The organism is Nocardia farcinica (assembly GCF_001182745.1).
GTDB classification, from domain to species: domain Bacteria; phylum Actinomycetota; class Actinomycetes; order Mycobacteriales; family Mycobacteriaceae; genus Nocardia; species Nocardia farcinica.
In genome coordinates this window covers 1,620,949-1,637,240 of the sequence record NZ_LN868939.1, presented here as the reverse complement: position 1 = coordinate 1,637,240, position 16,292 = coordinate 1,620,949, and the positions used below count along the sequence as shown (strand labels likewise).

General features: G+C 69.0%; 13 protein-coding genes and 1 pseudogene. 7 read left to right on the top strand and 7 right to left on the bottom strand.

The genetic code is table 11. The annotated features are described in order from the left end of the window. Positions 1–146 precede the first annotated feature (146 nt). Together AMO33_RS24300 and AMO33_RS24295 are read right to left on the bottom strand one after the other, a co-directional pair. Entirely contained in the window at positions 147–1,274 is a 1,128-nt protein-coding gene (locus tag AMO33_RS24300; protein WP_060594403.1) for a resuscitation-promoting factor, read from the bottom strand. Positions 1,275–1,460: 186 nt separating this feature from the next. Next, positions 1,461–2,288: a TatD family hydrolase gene (locus tag AMO33_RS24295; protein WP_060594402.1), complete on the bottom strand. Its 828-nt coding sequence runs from the start codon at positions 2,286–2,288 to the stop codon at positions 1,461–1,463. A gap of 81 nt (positions 2,289–2,369) precedes the next feature. On the opposite strand from AMO33_RS24295, the gene metG reads away from it, so the two are divergent. Further along, a complete protein-coding gene (metG, locus tag AMO33_RS24290) occupies positions 2,370–3,926 on the top strand; it encodes a methionine--tRNA ligase (protein ID WP_011211441.1) in 1,557 nt (518 codons plus the stop codon). Between the two features lie 21 nt (positions 3,927–3,947). On the opposite strand, the gene AMO33_RS24285 is transcribed toward metG, so the two are convergent. Continuing rightward, a complete protein-coding gene (locus AMO33_RS24285) occupies positions 3,948–4,700 on the bottom strand; it encodes an isocitrate lyase/PEP mutase family protein (RefSeq protein WP_060594401.1) in 753 nt (250 codons plus the stop codon). Between the two features lie 52 nt (positions 4,701–4,752). Then, positions 4,753–5,238 (bottom strand): redox-sensitive transcriptional activator SoxR, encoded by a 486-nt coding sequence (gene soxR, locus AMO33_RS24280; RefSeq protein WP_041560413.1) that lies wholly within the window; start codon positions 5,236–5,238, stop codon positions 4,753–4,755. Positions 5,239–5,405: 167 nt separating this feature from the next. On the opposite strand from soxR, the gene arcA reads away from it, so the two are divergent. Both arcA and AMO33_RS24270 read left to right on the top strand, forming a co-directional pair. Beyond that, positions 5,406–6,653 carry an arginine deiminase gene (gene arcA, locus AMO33_RS24275; protein ID WP_011211444.1) on the top strand — a complete coding sequence of 416 codons (1,248 nt, stop codon included), beginning with the start codon at positions 5,406–5,408 and terminating at the stop codon, positions 6,651–6,653. A 7-nt stretch (positions 6,654–6,660) separates the two neighbouring features. After that, entirely contained in the window at positions 6,661–7,056 is a 396-nt protein-coding gene (locus AMO33_RS24270; RefSeq protein WP_082668795.1) for a GntR family transcriptional regulator, read from the top strand. On the opposite strand, the gene AMO33_RS24265 is transcribed toward AMO33_RS24270, so the two are convergent. Continuing rightward, a complete protein-coding gene (locus AMO33_RS24265; protein ID WP_060594400.1) occupies positions 7,053–8,642 on the bottom strand; it encodes a dolichyl-phosphate-mannose--protein mannosyltransferase in 1,590 nt (529 codons plus the stop codon). The genes AMO33_RS24270 and AMO33_RS24265 overlap by 4 nt on opposite strands. A 190-nt stretch (positions 8,643–8,832) precedes the next feature. Between AMO33_RS24265 and rsmI the strand changes: the two genes are divergently transcribed. From rsmI to AMO33_RS24250, 4 genes are all read left to right on the top strand, one after another. After that, a complete protein-coding gene (gene rsmI / locus AMO33_RS24260) occupies positions 8,833–9,636 on the top strand; it encodes a 16S rRNA (cytidine(1402)-2'-O)-methyltransferase (protein WP_041561376.1) in 804 nt (267 codons plus the stop codon). 110 nt (positions 9,637–9,746) lie between these two features. Then, positions 9,747–10,064, top strand: a complete 318-nt coding sequence (locus tag AMO33_RS32695) for a hypothetical protein (protein WP_076573897.1) — start codon at positions 9,747–9,749, stop codon at positions 10,062–10,064. Positions 10,065–10,143: 79 nt separating this feature from the next. Then, the gene (locus AMO33_RS24255; RefSeq protein WP_228809403.1) at positions 10,144–12,504 is read left to right on the top strand and encodes a TPR repeat region-containing protein; all 2,361 of its coding nucleotides are present in this window, start codon (positions 10,144–10,146) and stop codon (positions 12,502–12,504) included. Then, positions 12,501–13,064 carry a DUF3558 family protein gene (locus AMO33_RS24250; protein ID WP_062954242.1) on the top strand — a complete coding sequence of 188 codons (564 nt, stop codon included), beginning with the start codon at positions 12,501–12,503 and terminating at the stop codon, positions 13,062–13,064. The genes AMO33_RS24255 and AMO33_RS24250 overlap by 4 nt, the downstream gene beginning before the upstream one ends. Before the next feature lie 173 nt (positions 13,065–13,237). On the opposite strand, the pseudogene AMO33_RS24245 reads toward AMO33_RS24250, so the two are convergent. Both AMO33_RS24245 and AMO33_RS24240 read right to left on the bottom strand, forming a co-directional pair. Beyond that, positions 13,238–14,364: pseudogene (locus tag AMO33_RS24245) on the bottom strand (glycosyltransferase). 79 nt (positions 14,365–14,443) lie between these two features. Beyond that, complete coding sequence (locus AMO33_RS24240; RefSeq protein ID WP_170916174.1) at positions 14,444–16,285, bottom strand: putative bifunctional diguanylate cyclase/phosphodiesterase; 1,842 nt, start codon at positions 16,283–16,285, stop codon at positions 14,444–14,446. Between the last annotated feature and the right edge of the window lie 7 nt (positions 16,286–16,292).

The following is a 16,292-nucleotide window of genomic DNA, read 5'->3' as shown; positions in this document are numbered from 1 at the left end:
CGCCACCCCCGACGGATGGCGCCCCGCTGCGGCCTCCGTGGTCACGCTCCGCTACCGCCTCCGGCCGCGATCAGCTCAGGCTGTGCTCGATGGGCCCGAGCTGGGCGGCCTCCGTGGTCACGCTCCGCTACCGCCTCCGGCCGCGATCAGCTCAGGCCCAGCCTGCTGGTGCAGGCGGGCCAGGCTCCCCAGCCCTGGCGGGCGCGGGTGACCTCGGCGATGGCGATCTGTTCCTCGCGGGTCGCCAGGTCGGCGCGCGGGGCGTAGCGCAGGCCGCCCTGCCGTTCCCAGGTGCTCTGGTCGAACTGGATGCCGCCGTAGTAGCCGTTGCCGGTGTTGATGGCCCAGTTGCCGTTGGATTCGCACTGCGCCAGCGCGTCCCAGATCGCGCCGTCACGCACCGGAGGCACCTCGGTGCCCGGCTTGGCGCCCTTGCGGACGGTCTTGGGCTGGGCCGGCACCTTCACCACCGACTCGACCGGCGTGCGCTCCACCTCCGCACCGTTGACCTTGGTGATCGAGAAGGTCACGTCGTGCACCCCCGGCACGCCCTCGCTCTCCACCACGGTGCGGCTCATGTTCATCGTCGGATCCTCGATGACGTTCTCCGGCGGATCCAGCGGCAGTGTCTCGGTGAGCTTTTCGACGCGCTTGCGGGTGACCACCACACGCAGGCCGTCAGCGAGCGGGGTGTCCGGGGCGGGTTCGACGGTGTCCTGCTCGACCAGCGGCACACCGGCGACGGAGAGGAATTCCCCGACGGTCGGCGCGGCCAGGCGCACGTCCACCGGAGCGCCCGCGCCGTCGAGCAGCGAGACGGTGCGCGGCGTGGCCACGGTCAGCGCGGCGCCGCTGAGCGGCAGCGGCTTGTCCCGGCCGGGCGAGACGTAGGCGTCGGCGGGCAGCTTCAACTGCTCGAGCGCCTCGCCCGCGGTGAGACCGGTGGTCCAGACCTTGCGCACGGCGCCGTCCACGGTGAGCGCCACCTCGCGCGCCCGGTTCAGCACGATCGTCGCGCCGTCGACCACGGCCGCCCCGAGGCCGGGACGGACCAGATCGCGGTCGGTCACCTCGAAGCCCGCGGCGCGCAGCACACCCGCCACGTTGCGGGACATGGTGGTCTGCACCGTCTGCTGGCCGTCCACCACCACGGTGACCGTCTTGCGGTTCACGATGGCCATGGAGGCGCCCACGATCAGCGTCAGCAGCAACGCCGCCACCGCCGCGTACAGCAGCGGCGAGCGTGACCGGTTGATCTTCGCGATGGGGGACATGGTCACAGAACCATAACGAGGCGGGCACGGCGGAACAACCGCGGGCGCGCGATCAGCGGCGTTCCACATCACGATTCGATATCGACCGCCCTGCTAGAGGACATCGAACGAGGCGAAAAGTGACCTGAGACACACTTACGTTTTCCGACCTGCGGGGTCGGGTAACAACCGCGCGCGCGATCCCCGTCAGATGCCGTACACCCGCCGCGCGTTCGCGGTGGTGATCTTCGCCAGCTCGACCGGATCCTGTCCGCGCAGCTCGGCCAGCGCACGGACGGTGTAGGGCAGGCAGTACGACTCGTTGGGGGCGCCGCGGAACGGGTGCGGGGTCAGGTACGGCGCGTCGGTCTCCACCAGGATCTGACCGTCCGGCACCACCGTGGCCGCCTCCCGCAACTCGTGGGCGTTCTTGAAGCTGACCGTTCCGGAGAAGCTCAGGATGTAGCCCTCGTCCACGCACGACAGCGCCATGTTCGTGTCGGAGGAGAAGCAGTGGAAGATCACCGTCGGCGGCGCGCCCTCGTCCAGCAGCACGGTGAGCAGGTCGTGGTCGGCTTCCCGGTTGTGGATCATCAGCGGCTTGCGCACCCGTTTGGCCAGGTCGATGTGCCAGCGGAAGGCCTCGATCTGGGTCTCGACGTCGGCGCAGCCCTCCAGCTTGCCCGGCCAGTAGTAGTCCAGGCCGGTCTCGCCGACGGCCACCGTGCGCGGGTCGGCCGCCAGCCGCTCCAGTTCCGCCTGCGCGGCGGTGTCCAGCGCATCGGCCCGGGTCGGGTGCAGCGCGACCGCGGCGAACACGCGCGGGTCGGCGTGCGCGGCCCGCACCGCCCACTGCGCGGCGGCGAGGTCGTCGGCGACGGTCACGACCTGCCCGACGCCGACCGAGGCCGCGCGGTCGAGGATCTCCGCCGTCGACGCGGCATCGGTCGCGCCGCAGGCGTCCAGGTGGGTGTGGGCGTCGACCAGCGGCGCGAGCGGCTCGGGTAGGTCCGGCGCGGGACGTCGGGCACTCACGAACGATCACCTCCGCGTGTCATCGCACACGCGCCGGTGGAATGGGACAGCACAGGCACGAGCATTACAGTAGACAGCACCATGAGCGCGGACGCACCAGCCTTCTACGTCACCACGGCCATCGCCTACCCGAACGGCGCGCCGCACATCGGGCATGCCTACGAGTACATCTCGGCGGACGCCATCGCCCGGTTCAAGCGGCTCGACGGCTACGACGTGTTCTTCATGACCGGCACCGACGAGCACGGTCAGAAGATGCAACAGGCCGCCGCAGCCGAGGGCATCCCAGTCCAGGACCTGGCCGCACGCAACTCCGACGTGTTCGAGCGGCTCGACAAGGCCCTCGACGTCTCCTACGACCGCTTCATCCGCACCACCGACGCCGACCATCGGGCGGCCAGCGTGGCGATCTGGGAGCGGATGCTCGCCAACGGCGACATCTACCTGGACAACTACGCGGGCTGGTACTCGGTGCGCGACGAAGCGTTCTACACCGAGGAGGAGACCACGCTGCTCGAGGACGGCAGCCGCATCTCCACCGAGACCAAGACCCCGGTCACCTGGACCGAGGAGTCGAACTTCTTCTTCCGGCTCTCCAAGTACCAGGACCGGCTGCTGGCCCACTACGAGGAGCATCCGGAGTTCATCGCGCCCGCCACCCGGCGCAACGAGATCGTCAGCTACGTCAAGGCGGGGCTGAAGGATCTGTCCATCTCGCGCACCACCTTCGACTGGGGCGTGCCGGTGCCCGGCCACCCCGACCACGTCATGTACGTGTGGGTGGACGCGCTCACCAATTACCTGACGGGCGTGGGCTTCCCGGACACCGATTCCCCGGCGTTCCGCAAGTTCTGGCCCGCCGACGTGCACATCATCGGCAAGGACATCACCCGCTTCCACACGGTGTACTGGCCCGCCTTCCTGATGTCGGCCGGGGTGCCGCTGCCCAAGCGGGTCTTCGTGCACGGCTTCCTGTACAACAAGGGCGAGAAGATGTCGAAGTCGGTCGGCAACGTGGTCGACCCGCTCGAACTCGTCGACGAGTACGGCCTGGACGCGGTGCGCTTCTTCCTGCTGCGGGAGATCTCCTACGGCCAGGACGGCAGCTACAGCCACGACGCGATCGTCGCCCGCATCAACGCCGACCTGGCCAACGAATTCGGCAACCTGGTGCAGCGCAGCCTGACGATGGTGCACAAGAACTGCGACGCCGCGGTGCCGACGCCTGGCGAGTTCACCGCAGAGGACCGGGCGCTGCTCGATCGCGCGGCCGGCCTGCTGGAGCGCTGCCGCGCCGAATTCGACGCCCAGCAGATGCATCTGGCGCTGGAAGCGATCTGGCTGACCCTCGGTGAGACCAACCGGTACTTTTCCGCGCAGCAGCCGTGGGCGTTGCGCAAGTCCGGCACCGAGGCGGATCTGGCCAGGATGGCGACCGTGCTCTATGTGACGCTCGAGGTCGTGCGCATCGTCGCGATCCTGGTGCAGCCGGTGATGCCGGGCTCGGCGGGCCGCATTCTGGACCTGCTCGCCCAGCAGGGCCGCACCTTCGCCGACCTGGCCACCCCGCTCACGCCCGGCACCCCGCTGCCCGCGCCCGAGCCGGTCTTCCCACGCTACGTCGAACCCAAGGAGTGAGTGCCCGCCGCCCGTGGGACGTCATTTCCACCGGGCGAGCAGGCGTTCGGCCTCCTTGGCCAGCGCGGCCTGCAGGAAGGGCCCGAAGCTGATCCTGGCCACGCCCTGCGCGGCCAGCTCGGCCTTGTCGGAGACGTCGGGCAGGCCGATGGCGTTGACCGGCAACGGCAGCTCCGCGGTGAGCCTGCGCATATCGGCGTCGGAGTGCCTGCCGACCGGATAGAGCACGTCGGCGCCCGCCGCGGCGGCCAGCCTCAGCCGCTCGATCGCGCGGTCCACCCGGTCGGCGTCGTCGCCGTCGCCGCGCAGGAACAGGTCGGTGCGCGCGTTGACGACCACGTGCACGCCCGCGGCGTCGGCGAATTCGCGCAGTCCGCGCACGAAGTCGGCGTGTTCCTCGGCGCCGCGCAGCCTGCGGCCCTCGCCGTGCACGGTGTCCTCGATGTTGAGCCCGACCGCGCCCGCCTCCAACAGCCCGTCGATGAGCTGGGCGGGCGCGAGGCCGTAGCCGGATTCGATGTCGACCGAGACCGGCACGTCGGTGGCGGTGGTGACCTGGCGGACCCGGCCGAGCAGTTCGGTGAAGGTCATGCCCTCGCCGTCGGGGCGGCCCAACGAGTCGGCGACCGGGTGGCTGCCCATCGTGAGCGCCGAGAAACCCGCGGCGACAGCGACGTTCGCCGACCACGCGTCCCACACCGTCGGCAACACGACGGGGTCGCCGGGCCGGTGCAGGGCGAGCAGGGTCTTGGCCTTGTTCTCCAGAGTGGTCATGACTCGATCATGGTCGCCGCCCGGGCCCGCCGCACCCTGACACGCGCCCGGATCAGCAGGACGCCTGTTTCGTGGTGCAGTTGAGGTGGGTGTCGAGGACGCGAGCGCCCGGTCCTTGTTCGCCGAGCCGGTCGTGTTCGTTGACCAGCTTGCAGGTGCCCAGCGACAGACAGCCGCAGCCGATGCAGCCGGTGAGGTTGTCCCGCAGGCGGATCAGCTGCTCGATCCGGTCGTCGAGGTCGGCGCGCCACGCGGTGGACACGGTCTCCCAGTCGCGGCGGGTGGGCGTGCGTCCCTCGGGCAGCCGGTCGAGCGCGGCCTTGATCTCGCTGAGCGGAATTCCCACGCGTTGCGAGATGCGGATGAAGGCGACCCGGCGCAACGTCTCGCGGGCGTAGCGGCGTTGGTTGCCACTGGTCCGGCGGCTGGAGATCAGCCCCTCGCGCTCGTAGAAGTGCAGGGCGGACACGGCGACTCCGCTGCGCTCGGACAGTTGGCCCGGGGTCAGTTCCTTGGCACGCCAGTCGGCTGTCGACATCACACTCCTTCGTTCCGGCTGAACCATACTTCAGGTTAGGGTCACCTCGGAGCGTTTCGTACACATGCGCATGTGTGTGTCTTTCCGGCGGCGGGCGATCCGCCGCCGCGATCGTTCCCGGCCACGAATTCCGTGCCCGGCGGGCCCGGGCGAACTACGGTCGGAGCATGGACCACGGCTGGACGAACGCGGGTGGGTACGGCGTCACCTCCGAGGTGGGCGTGCTGCGCACGGTGCTGCTGCACCGGCCGGGTGGCGAACTGCGCAGGCTCACCCCGCGCAACAACGACCAGCTGCTGTTCGACGGCATCCCCTGGGTCGAGCGGGCGCAGCAGGAGCACGACATCTTCGCGGGGCTGCTGCGCGAGCGCGGCGTCGAGGTGCTACTGCTGGCCGATCTGCTGGCCGAGACGCTCGACGTCAGCGGCGCGGCCCGGATCCAGGGCATCTCCGCGGCTGTCGACGCCCGCAGGCTCGGGCACACCCTCGCCGACGAGCTCGCGGCCTTCCTGCGTGGCGTGGCCGCCCGGGAACTGGCCGAGATCCTGATGGCGGGCATGACCTTCGACGAACTGCCGTTCGGCCCGGACGGCACCTCCCTGGTCCGGCGGATGCACCACGGCGGCGACTTCGTCATCGACCCGCTGCCGAACCTGCTGTTCACCCGCGACTCGTCGTTCTGGGTCGGCCCGCGGGTGGCGATCACCTCGCTGGCCCTGCCCGCCCGGATGCGCGAGACCTCGCTCACCGACCTCATCTACGCCTTCCACCCGCGCTTCCTCGGCGTGCGCCGCGCCTACGAGTCGCACACCGCGCCGATCGAGGGCGGCGACGTGCTGCTGCTCGGTCCCGGTGTGGTCGCGGTCGGGGTCGGCGAGCGGACCAGTCCGGCGGGCGCGGAAGCCTTGGCGCGCAGCCTGTTCGACGACGGCCTCGCGCACACCGTGCTGGTGGTGCCGATCGCGCAGAGCCGGGCGACCATGCACCTGGACACCGTGTGCACGATGGTCGACACCGACGCGGTGGTGATGTACCCGGCGCTGCGCGACGAACTGACGGCGTTCACCATCCGCCGCGACGAGGACTACGGCGGGCGCGAGGACCAGGGCGGGGTCACCATGAGCGGACCCGACCCCTTCCTGCCCGCCGCCGCCGAGGCGATGGGCATCGGCAAGCTGCGGGTCATCGACACCGGGCTCGACGTGGTGACCGCCGAGCGCGAGCAGTGGGACGACGGCAACAACACGCTGGCGCTCGCGCCGGGCGTCGTCGTCGCCTACGAGCGCAACGAGATGACCAACGCACGGCTGCGCGATGCCGGCGTCGAGGTGCTCACCATCCCCGGCTCCGAACTCGGCTCCGGCCGCGGCGGCCCGCGCTGCCTGTCCTGCCCCCTGTCCCGCGACACCATCTGAGCTGCCCGTGCTGAGCGTCACCATCGATCCCACATCCGCCGAACCACCCTACGAACAGCTGCGGCTGGCCGTCCTCGCCCGGGTCCGCTCCGGTGAACTCACCGCGGGCACCAAGATCCCGACCGTGCGGGCACTGGCCGCCGAACTCGGGTTGGCGCCCAACACCGTCGCCCGCGCCTACCGGGAACTCGAGGCCGACGGCGTGTTGGAAACCCGCGGCAGGCAGGGCTCGTTCATCGCCTCCTCGGGCGACCCCACCCGCGATGCCGCCGGGCGGGCGGCCGCGGCCTACCTCGCGGCGATCCGCAGGCTCGGCCTCGACGACGAGGACGCGCTGCACTACCTGCGGGCCGCCCTTGGCCGGCCCACCGGGTCGGCACCCGGTGATGAACGCCGCGGCTAGCGCCAGCTGGGCAGCCAGAGCCGGACGTGCCACTCGTCCGGGGTGATCGCCATGGCCGACATGATCGGCCAGAACCACACGAACGCGGCCACCACCAGGCCCAGATACAGGCAGACCGCGAGCAGGCCCAGGCTGTGCCGTTCATCGGGCAGGGCGAAGGCGTGCGGGTCGGCGACGCGGCGCGGAGCCGCGCGGGCGGGGCCGATCACGTCGCCGAGCATCAGCGCCACCGCCATCATCAGGAACGGGGCCAGCGGCACCGCGTAGAAGTAGTACATCTGCCGGTCCAGGGTGAGGAACCAGGGCAACAGCGCGGCGGCGTATCCGGTGAGCACCGCGGCATAGCGCCAGTCACGGCGCACCACGCTGCGCCACAGCGCCCAGGCCAGCACCGGCAGCGCGATCCACCAGATCGCCGGATTGCCGATCAGCATCACGGCCTTCACGCACTGGCCGGGCTCGCACCCGTTGACGTTGTCGGCGTAGTAGTACAGCATCGGGCGCAAGCCCATCGGCCAGGTCCACGGCTTGGACTCCCACGGATGATGGTTGCCCGCCGAATTCGTCAGGCCCTCGTGGAAGTGCAGTGATTCCCCGCTGTAGAACCACAGCGAGCGCAGCGCGTCGGGCAGGAACGACCACCGCCCGTCCGTGCCGATCTGGTTGCCGACGGCGTGCCGGTAGACGCCGGTCTCGCTGGCGAACCAGGCCCAGTAGGTCGCCAGGTACACCCCGAGCGGGACCACCACCAGCGCATACAGCGCCGGACCCACATCACGCAGCGCCGTGCCCCGCCACGGGCTCGGCACCCCGTAGGCCCGCCGCGCGGTCAGGTCGAAACAGACGCTGAGGATACCGAACGCCGCGACGAAATACAGGCCCGACCATTTCGTCCCGCACGCCAGCCCCAGCAGCACGCCCGCACCGAACCGCCACCAGCGCACGCCCAGCCGCGGCCCCCACGCCGTGAGCGCGGCCCGGCCCTCGGCGTCGGCGCGGGCCAGCCGGGCCCGCACGTCGTCGCGGTCGACGATCAGACAGCCGAACGCGGCGGTGACGAACAGCGCCATGAAGATGTCCAGCATCCCGATGCGCGAGGACACGTACAGCAGGCCGTCGGCGATCATCAGGATGCCCGCGATCGCGCCGATCAGCGTCGAGCGGGTCATCCTGCGCACGATCCGGATGACAAGCAGCACCAGCAACGTGCCCGCCAGCGCCGCGGTGAACCGCCACCCCCAGCCGTTGTAGCCGAACAGGAACTCGCCGATGGCGATCATCTGTTTGCCGACCGGCGGATGGACCACCAGCCCGTAGCCGGGGTTGTCCTCCACGCCGCCGCCGGTGAGCATCTGCCAGGCCTGCGGGGCGTAATGCTTCTCGTCGAAGACCGGGGTGCCCGCGTCGGTCGGGTAGTTCAGCGCGCTGAACCTCGTCACCGCCGCGAGTGCGGTGAGTACCAGCGTGACCAGCCAGCCGCGCAACCGGTCGGTCGGGCCGAAATCCGGTGTCGGGCGGAGCGGGGCGGGGCTCGACCAGGTGGCCACGGCCCCGGGTGCGGTCGCGCGGTCGGTCACCTGGGTCACGACCCGATCGTATGCGGTCCGGGTGTCCGCGCGTCGTCCGGCGCTCGGGCGGAGTCACCCGTTCGCGGTACTCGTCGGCCCGATTAGGCTGGCGGTGATCCAGCGACGACGGCGAGACAGGAGCCCGGTGACAGGCGAGTCCGATCCCAGCGGCACGACCACCGGGCGGCTGGTGCTCGCGGCCACCCCGATGGGCGACATCGGTGACGCGTCACAACGGCTACGCGACGCGCTGACCACCGCCGACGTCGTCGCCGCCGAGGACACCCGCCGCACCAGGGCGCTGGCCAAGGCGCTCGGTGTCGAGATCACCGGCCGGGTCGTCAGCTTCTACGACCATGTCGAGAACGCCCGCATCCCCGCGCTGCTCGACGACATCGCGGCGGGCCGCACCGTCCTGCTCGTCACCGACGCCGGCATGCCCTCGGTCAGCGACCCCGGCTATCGGATGGTCGCCGCCTGCGTCGACCGCGACCTCCCGGTCACCTGCCTGCCCGGCCCCTCCGCCGTGACCACCGCGCTCGCGCTGTCCGCGCTCCCGGTCGAACGGTTCTGCTTCGACGGCTTCCCACCCCGCAAATCCGGCGCCCGCCGCGCATGGCTGCGCACCCTGCGCACCGAGCCCCGCGCCTGCGTCTTCTTCGAAGCACCCCATCGCCTCGCCGACTGCCTCGCCGACGCCGTCGAGGTTCTCGGCCCCGACCGCCGCGCCGCCGTCTGCCGCGAACTCACCAAAACCTACGAGGAAGTCGTGCGCGGCACCCTCGCCGACCTGGCCACCTGGGCCGTCGACGGCGCCCGCGGCGAAATCACCGTCGTCCTCGCAGGCGCCACCCCCACCGCCACCGACCCCACCACCCTCGTCCCCGAGGTCGAAGCCCTCGTCGAAGACGGCCTCCGGTTGAAAGACGCCTGCGCCCAGGTGAGTTCCGCCACCGGTGTGTCCCGGCGAGAGCTCTACGACGCGGTCTTGAGCGCCCGCACCGAGGGGTGAGCTTCATCAGACTGGGAACTGCAGTGCGCGCGGAAGCGACCCACAGTCGGCCCGTGAACGCCTGACTACACTGTCATGCGCGGTTCATAGGAAAATTCCCAGGGGGCGGTGTGCTCGAAGCTGATGTCACCCAAATCCGCGAGCTCGCGGCCAAGCTGAAGGAAGCCGGAGACCGCATCGACGGAATCGATGTGCGTACCGCTGCGGACGGTGTGGCAGCCGCCCTCCCGGACGGGCAAGGCGGCGCGGGGTCAGGTATCCCTCCCGCAATCGCCCAAGCAGCAGAGTTCATTGAGGGCGCCTATCTGCGTGCCGCGGAGCGATACCGCCAGGTCGCGACCCTCTGCACGCAGTGTGCCGACAAACTCGAGACCACCGACGAGCAGTTCGCGAATGCACTGGCCGCGTTGGACGTGCACCATGCTTAAGCGGTCACAGGTCGAAGCATGGAACTTCGAGGCCGTACGCGAATGGATCCGTCGGGCGTCCAGTTCCAGACAGGATCTGATGGAGCACGCCGACAGCACGCGCAACTACTTTCGCGACGTCGAATGGCAGGGTTCGGCCTACTCCGCTGCATACGATCGTGTAGCGCAGGACCACGATCAGATTCGCAAGCTGTCCGGAGAAGTAGAGGAACTGGAACAGATCGCTTTCCAGCATATTTCCGATGTGGAGGCGCATCTACGCGTCGTGCAGGGACGCGTAGCCGACGCACAGGCACTTGGCATGGTCGTTGACGACGCGTGGAAAGTGATGGATTACGAAAATGTCGATCCAGACACTCGCAAGGCCCACCAGGATCTGATCAACGCGGCGTTCTGGTCGTTCGAGGATTCCGTCTCCAGAGCAGCGCAGAGGATTGCTGAACAGGCTGTCGAGATCCGCTCCGCGGGCGACCTACTCGGCTCCAGCCTCGATGTCGCCGACGCCGACAGCCAGGCAGCACGGTTCGGCTCGGAGGACGGGAAGGCCCTCGCGGACGCCGTCGCGAAGGGCGATCAAGCAGCTGTCGACCGGATACTCGCCCAAATGCCGCAGCCGATCCTCAGCCAGTACGAGATGGACGCGCTGGCGAATGGCACGGGGATCGATACGCTCCCGGCCAGTACCCAAGACTACTACCGGTCCTTCTTCCAGCAGGCAGGGAAGGAAGGCGTTCTCGGGCTCAACGAGCAGTTGCTCGCGAAGGAGCGAGCCGGTGACCCCCTTGCTGCTGCGCAAAGAACAAACCTCGCCAACAGCATCCTTGCCATCTCGAACGAAAAGGTGTCCAGCCCGAACGGCCCCAACGGCTCATACCAGAACCTGCCTGCCGATCTGCGTGGCATGATCTCCGGGCGTTCCGAAGACTTCATCGGCGCCTACACCGGGCCGCCCGAACTGGCCGAGAATTTCCGCGACCTCAGCGCGTTCGGCGAGCTCCTCGGCCAGTCACATCCCGGAATCGAACCCGGCAAGGAACTCGGCGTCGAACTCGGGCGTCAGGCCGCCGACATGGCGGACTACCTCGACGACGTCGACAAGAACTTCAACGGCAACCTTCCCACCGGTTTCGACGAAGGTGACCGAGAAACCATCGAGTCGGGCGCTGCGTCGTTGCTGGACATCGCCACCCGCAACGACGAGGTCAACTACTCCTTATTGACGGGTAATGACATGCCGGAGGTGCCCGCCGTGGGAGAGGAGTACAAGCCGAGCAGGTTCGATCCGAATGAGTTCCGCAACACGATCTTCCACCATGAATGGTCCGACGACGGTGCTGCCGCATCGAACCTGTTGGAGTGGGTAGCGGACGATTCCGGAAAGCCCGGCGAAGAAGGGCTGCGAGCCAACCAGGTTCTGTCCCAGCTGCCCGACTATTTCGCACCGACAGAGCTCACCGAGGACGGCCAACGGATTCCAAAGTCCGACGGTGACTCCTCGGTGTTCGAAAGCAACGTCCAAGCGTTCAACGCCAACCCCAAGCTGGCGGACGCACTCGCGCACGTGATGGGTACCAACATCCCCTCCTACGAAAGCCCACTCCACGACGAGAGCACGGTGAAACCCGACCCCGATGCACCTTCCGGGCAACGAGCGGTGCTGGAGACAACCGACGCCGACCGACTTCTGTTCCTCGCAAGCCAATCCGAGGCCGGGCGACTTCTTCTCGAGACCAGCCGCCAGGAGTACGAGGCGGATCTGATCGCCCGGGCGCTCGCAGACGAAGGCGGCGACCCGGCTCGCATTCTGGAGACCCAGGGCAACAACCTCGCCCAACTCGACGGCCGCATCACCAACGCGATCACGAACGCGCTCACGTACCAGAACGAGCAGAAACTCGCCGAACACAACAACGCACAACAGGAAACATACGAGAACCGCCAGAAGGCCGGCGAAATCGTGAAGAGTCTGACGCTCGACAACATGGAGATTCCGGGTAAGGGCGGGCCAGGAATGATCGGAAATGCCGTGTTCGACGTCATCAAGGATCAAGGCTATGAAGCGGCGATGAACAAGTGGAATCCGGAACCGACAACCGAGACCATGCCGTACCCGGACCCGCAAAATATCGACCGCGACACCAGACACGCCATTCGTCAACAGATAGTCGACTCATTGTTCCGGCAAGGCCAGCTTCCCGAGTATGGATTCGACAGGTCCGGAAACCGAGTAGATTTCGTAGACCAGGAAGGACTTCCGGTCGACGTCCGAAAGATCACCGCGACATCCGAAGAGGCCTTGAACCACATGCTTCGAGAACGCGGTCTATTCGATTTCGTGGATCGCTATACGCTCCAACACACAACCGAGATCCTGGCCGGGCTCGCCCAGGAGGAAGACGACCTGGAGCGGTTCCTCACCGGGAAGGCCACCACCAAATGAGCATGAAGCAGAGCTGGATGGCGAGTGTCGCAATCATCGGCATGGCGTGCACGATCGCATCATGCGGAGAGAGCGCAGACAACGCCGCAGTCCGGGTCACGACAACCGCACTCATACCGAGCTACTTCGATCCGTGCACCGACATCTCGCCAGAGTTCATCGCCGCCCACAATTTCGAAAGCCCGATGCCTTTCGGCCCAGGCCCGGCGATCGGCCCATCACCCGGCAAGGGCTGCTACTTCGTGCGTCGTGAAGAATATCGGATCGGCATCGCGGTGACGAGCGCAACGCTCGGCACCGCCGCCGGCTGGCAGAAGCTGACATACCAAGAAACCGTCGTGGGCGGCCGACCCGCAGAAATCGCCGGTCCCCAAGACGGCAGAGCACGTGGAGACGACTGGATCGAAAGTTCGAGTTGCGTCCTCCACGTCCAGATCACCGGCGGCATGTTGATCTTCTACTACAAGGACTACGGTTTCGTACCCAACCCCCCACACCCGTGCGACGCCATAACCGCAATCGCCACCGAAGTCCTCGCCATGCTCCCGCCCGGATCATGAGGTAAGGCTGAACCGCTCAGCGCCGGGTCAATGGTCGACCCGTGTGAGGGGGCAGTGATGCGGATCTTGCGGCTCGGCGCTCTTTCACATGAGTATCGCAGCTGATCCGGACCGCCGAGGTGATTCCGTCCCGAGCTGGACGCGGTGAGCCCTTCGGCTGGCCGGAACGCGGGTCAGCGGGCGAGGAGGTTCAGCATGCCGGATACCGCTCGTCCCCAGGTGAATTGTTCGGCGCGGTGGCGGGCGGCGCGGCGGCGGGTGGCCGGGGGCGGGCGAGGATGTCGGTGACGGCGGTGGCGAAGGCGGCGGGGTCGTCGTCGGCGATGGCGCCGCAGTCGGCGGTGACGATGTCGGCGAGGGCCGAGGAGCGGCTGGCGACGACGGGGGTGCCCGCGGCGAGGGCTTCGAGGGCGGCCAGGCCGAAGGTTTCGTGCGGGCCGGGGGCGAGGGAGACGTCGGCGGTGGCGAGCAGGGTGGCGACCCGGTGGCGGTCGGAGATGAAGCCGGTGAAGTGGACGGCGGGCCTGCCGTCGGGCAGGGCGGGCACGCTGCGGGCGCGTTTCTCCAGCGCGTCGCGGCGGGGTCCGTCGCCGGCGACGACCAGGCGGACCGGTGCACCGGCCCGGTTGAGTTCGCCGACGGCCTCGATGCTGCGGTCGACGCGTTTCTCCACCGACAGCCGTCCGCAGTGCACCAGCAGCGGGTGGCCGGGTGCGGCGAGGTCGGCGCGCAGGCGGCCGTCGCGGCGGCGGGGGCTGAACAGGTCGAGGTCGACGCCCAGCGGCACCAGTTCCACGTTGGGCGCGCCGATGCGGCGGAATTCGGCGCGGGCGAATTCGGTGGTGCACACGACGATGTCGTAATCGGCGGCGGTGTGGCGGTTGGCGATGTCGGCGCAGCGGCGGGCCAGCGGGCCGGGCAGTACCTGGCCGAGCAGCCGGTCGAGGCGTTCATGGGAGATCATCACGCCGGCCACGTCGCGGCGGCGGGCCCAGCGGCCGAAGCCGCGCAGGGTGAGCCGGTCGGAGACCTCGAGCACGTCGGGGCGCAGGCCGGTGAGCACGTCGGCGACGCGGCGCGGGTCGGCGGCGCGGTAGCCGCCGGTCCACGGGATGGGCAGGGCGGGCAGGGTGATCCGCACGGCGCCGCCGGGCAACACCTCTTCGCGCCTGCGCGGTCCCGGCACGATCAGCACCACCTCGTGCCCGGCGGCGACGTACCCGGCGCCCAGGTGGTGCAGCGCGGTTCGCAACCCACCCGAGCGGGGGCCGTAGAAATTGGCCAGCTGCACGATGCGCACTCCGCCGATGGTGGCGGGCACCGGAACCCAGCCGGGCAACGCGCGGTGAACAGTCGGGAAAGAACGCGGGAAGCGGCGGTCAGCGCTTGGCGACGCCGCGGACCGCGCGCGGCAGGTCGAGGTCGAGCGGGATGCGCCCGGTCACCAGATGCGCCTCCACTTCGTCGGCGGGCATGGGGCGGGCGATGAGGAACCCTTGGGCCCGATAGCAACCCAGGCCGACCAGGGTGCGGGCCGCGACCGCGGTCTCCACGCCCTCGCCGACCACACCGAGACCGAACGAGCCGGCCAGGCCGATGATGGACTTCACGATGGCCAGGTCGTCGGTGCTGGCGCCGAGTCGCTGCACGAATCCGCGGTCGATCTTCACCGCGTCGACCGGCAGCGCCTTGAGGTGGGAGAGCGAGCTGTAGCCGGTGCCGAAGTCGTCGATGGCGATCTGAACCCCCATCCGCTTGAGTCCGCGCAGGGTGACCTGGGTGCGCGCGAGATCCTGCACGACGACGTGTTCGGTGATCTCCAGGCAGACCGAGCTGCCGTCGATGCCGAACAACCGCAGGATGTCCTCGATCCGCTCGACGAAATCCAGGCTCACCAGCTGCACCGGTGAGACGTTGATCCGCATCACGGTGTTGGCGGCCAGCCCACGCCTGCGCCATTCCGCGAACTGGGCGCAGGCGGTGCGGATCACCCAGCGGCCCAGTTCCCCGGCCAGGTTGGTGGCCTCGGCGACGGTGACGAACGCGGCGGGCGGCAGCATGCCCCGGGTGGGGTGCATCCAGCGCACCAGCGCCTCGAGCGCCACGATCCGGCCGGTGCGCAGATCCACCTCGGGCTGGTAGTGCAGCAGCAGGGAGCCGTCGGACACCGCGCCGCGCAGGTTCAGCTCCACGTCGTCCTGGAGTTCGAACTGGGCCCGCATCGCGTCGGTGAACACCGCGACGCCGTTGCCGCCGCCGGATTTGGCCGACAGCAGCGCGTGGTCGGCGCGGCGCAGCACGTCGGCCACCGTCGTCTGCCCCGGAATGCCCACGGCGACACCGACACTCGCGCCGCGGCTGACCGATTCCCCGCCGACGGTCACGCGCCGCCCGATCAACTGCTGCAACCGGGTGGCCTCGAGTTCGGCCGCGACGGCGTCCATCGGCTTGGCGGGCACGATGACGAATTCGTCGCCGCCGAGCCGGGCGATCATGTCGTTGGGGTCCAGGTTCTCGCGCAGCCGGGAGGACAGCGTGCGGATGAAGTTGTCGCCCGCGGTGTGACCGAGGAAGTCGTTGAGGGCCTTGAGCCGGTCCAGGTCGAGGAAGAACGCGGCCACCGGGCCGGGGCTGCCGGGCCGCAGCCGGTCCTCCATGTATTCGAGCAGGGCCCGGCGGTTGGCCAGGCCGGTGAGGTCGTCGTGCAGCGCGATGTAGCGCAACCGTTCCTCGGCCACCACCCTGGCCTGCACCTGGGCGAACAGCGCGGCGATGGCCTTGAGCACGTTGAGTTCGCGGGTGCTCCAGCTGCGGTCGCCCTCCTTGATGAAGCCGAGCACGCCGGTGGACTCCCCGCGCGAGACCAGCGGCACGCAGGCCATCGCCACCTTCGGAATTCCCGAGGATTTACGGATGGTCTCCTGGTAGTCGGCCGAATCGTGGCCGGGCCGGACGATGATCGGCTCGGTGGCGTGCTCGAGTTCCCGGAAGACCGAGTCGGCGTCGGCGAAGCGGACCACGCGCAGCGGATCGGGGTCGGGGACGTCGGCGCGGTGCGGCCATTCGGCGACCAGCACGGTGGTGCGGTTCTCCCGGTTGGTGTGGCGCAGGTAGCTGAAGTCGACGTCGAAATGCTCGACCAGCTTGGCCAGCACCCGTTCGCTCGACGCCACCATGGTGGTGGCGTCGACGCCCATCAACTCGGAGGCGACTTGCGTCACCAGTGAG

Excerpts from the sequence above, each read along its gene's own strand:
- AMO33_RS24300 (WP_060594403.1), bottom strand. The coding sequence starts at position 1,274 with ATGTCCCCCATCGCGAAGATCAACCGGTCACGCTCGCCGCTGCTGTAC.
- metG (WP_011211441.1), top strand. The coding sequence starts at position 2,370 with ATGAGCGCGGACGCACCAGCCTTCTACGTCACCACGGCCATCGCCTAC.
- AMO33_RS24285 (WP_060594401.1), bottom strand. The coding sequence starts at position 4,700 with ATGACCACTCTGGAGAACAAGGCCAAGACCCTGCTCGCCCTGCACCGG.
- soxR (WP_041560413.1), bottom strand. The coding sequence starts at position 5,238 with ATGTCGACAGCCGACTGGCGTGCCAAGGAACTGACCCCGGGCCAACTG.
- arcA (WP_011211444.1), top strand. The coding sequence starts at position 5,406 with ATGGACCACGGCTGGACGAACGCGGGTGGGTACGGCGTCACCTCCGAG.
- rsmI (WP_041561376.1), top strand. The coding sequence starts at position 8,833 with ATGGGCGACATCGGTGACGCGTCACAACGGCTACGCGACGCGCTGACC.
- AMO33_RS24255 (WP_228809403.1), top strand. The coding sequence starts at position 10,144 with ATGGAGCACGCCGACAGCACGCGCAACTACTTTCGCGACGTCGAATGG.
- AMO33_RS24250 (WP_062954242.1), top strand. The coding sequence starts at position 12,501 with ATGAGCATGAAGCAGAGCTGGATGGCGAGTGTCGCAATCATCGGCATG.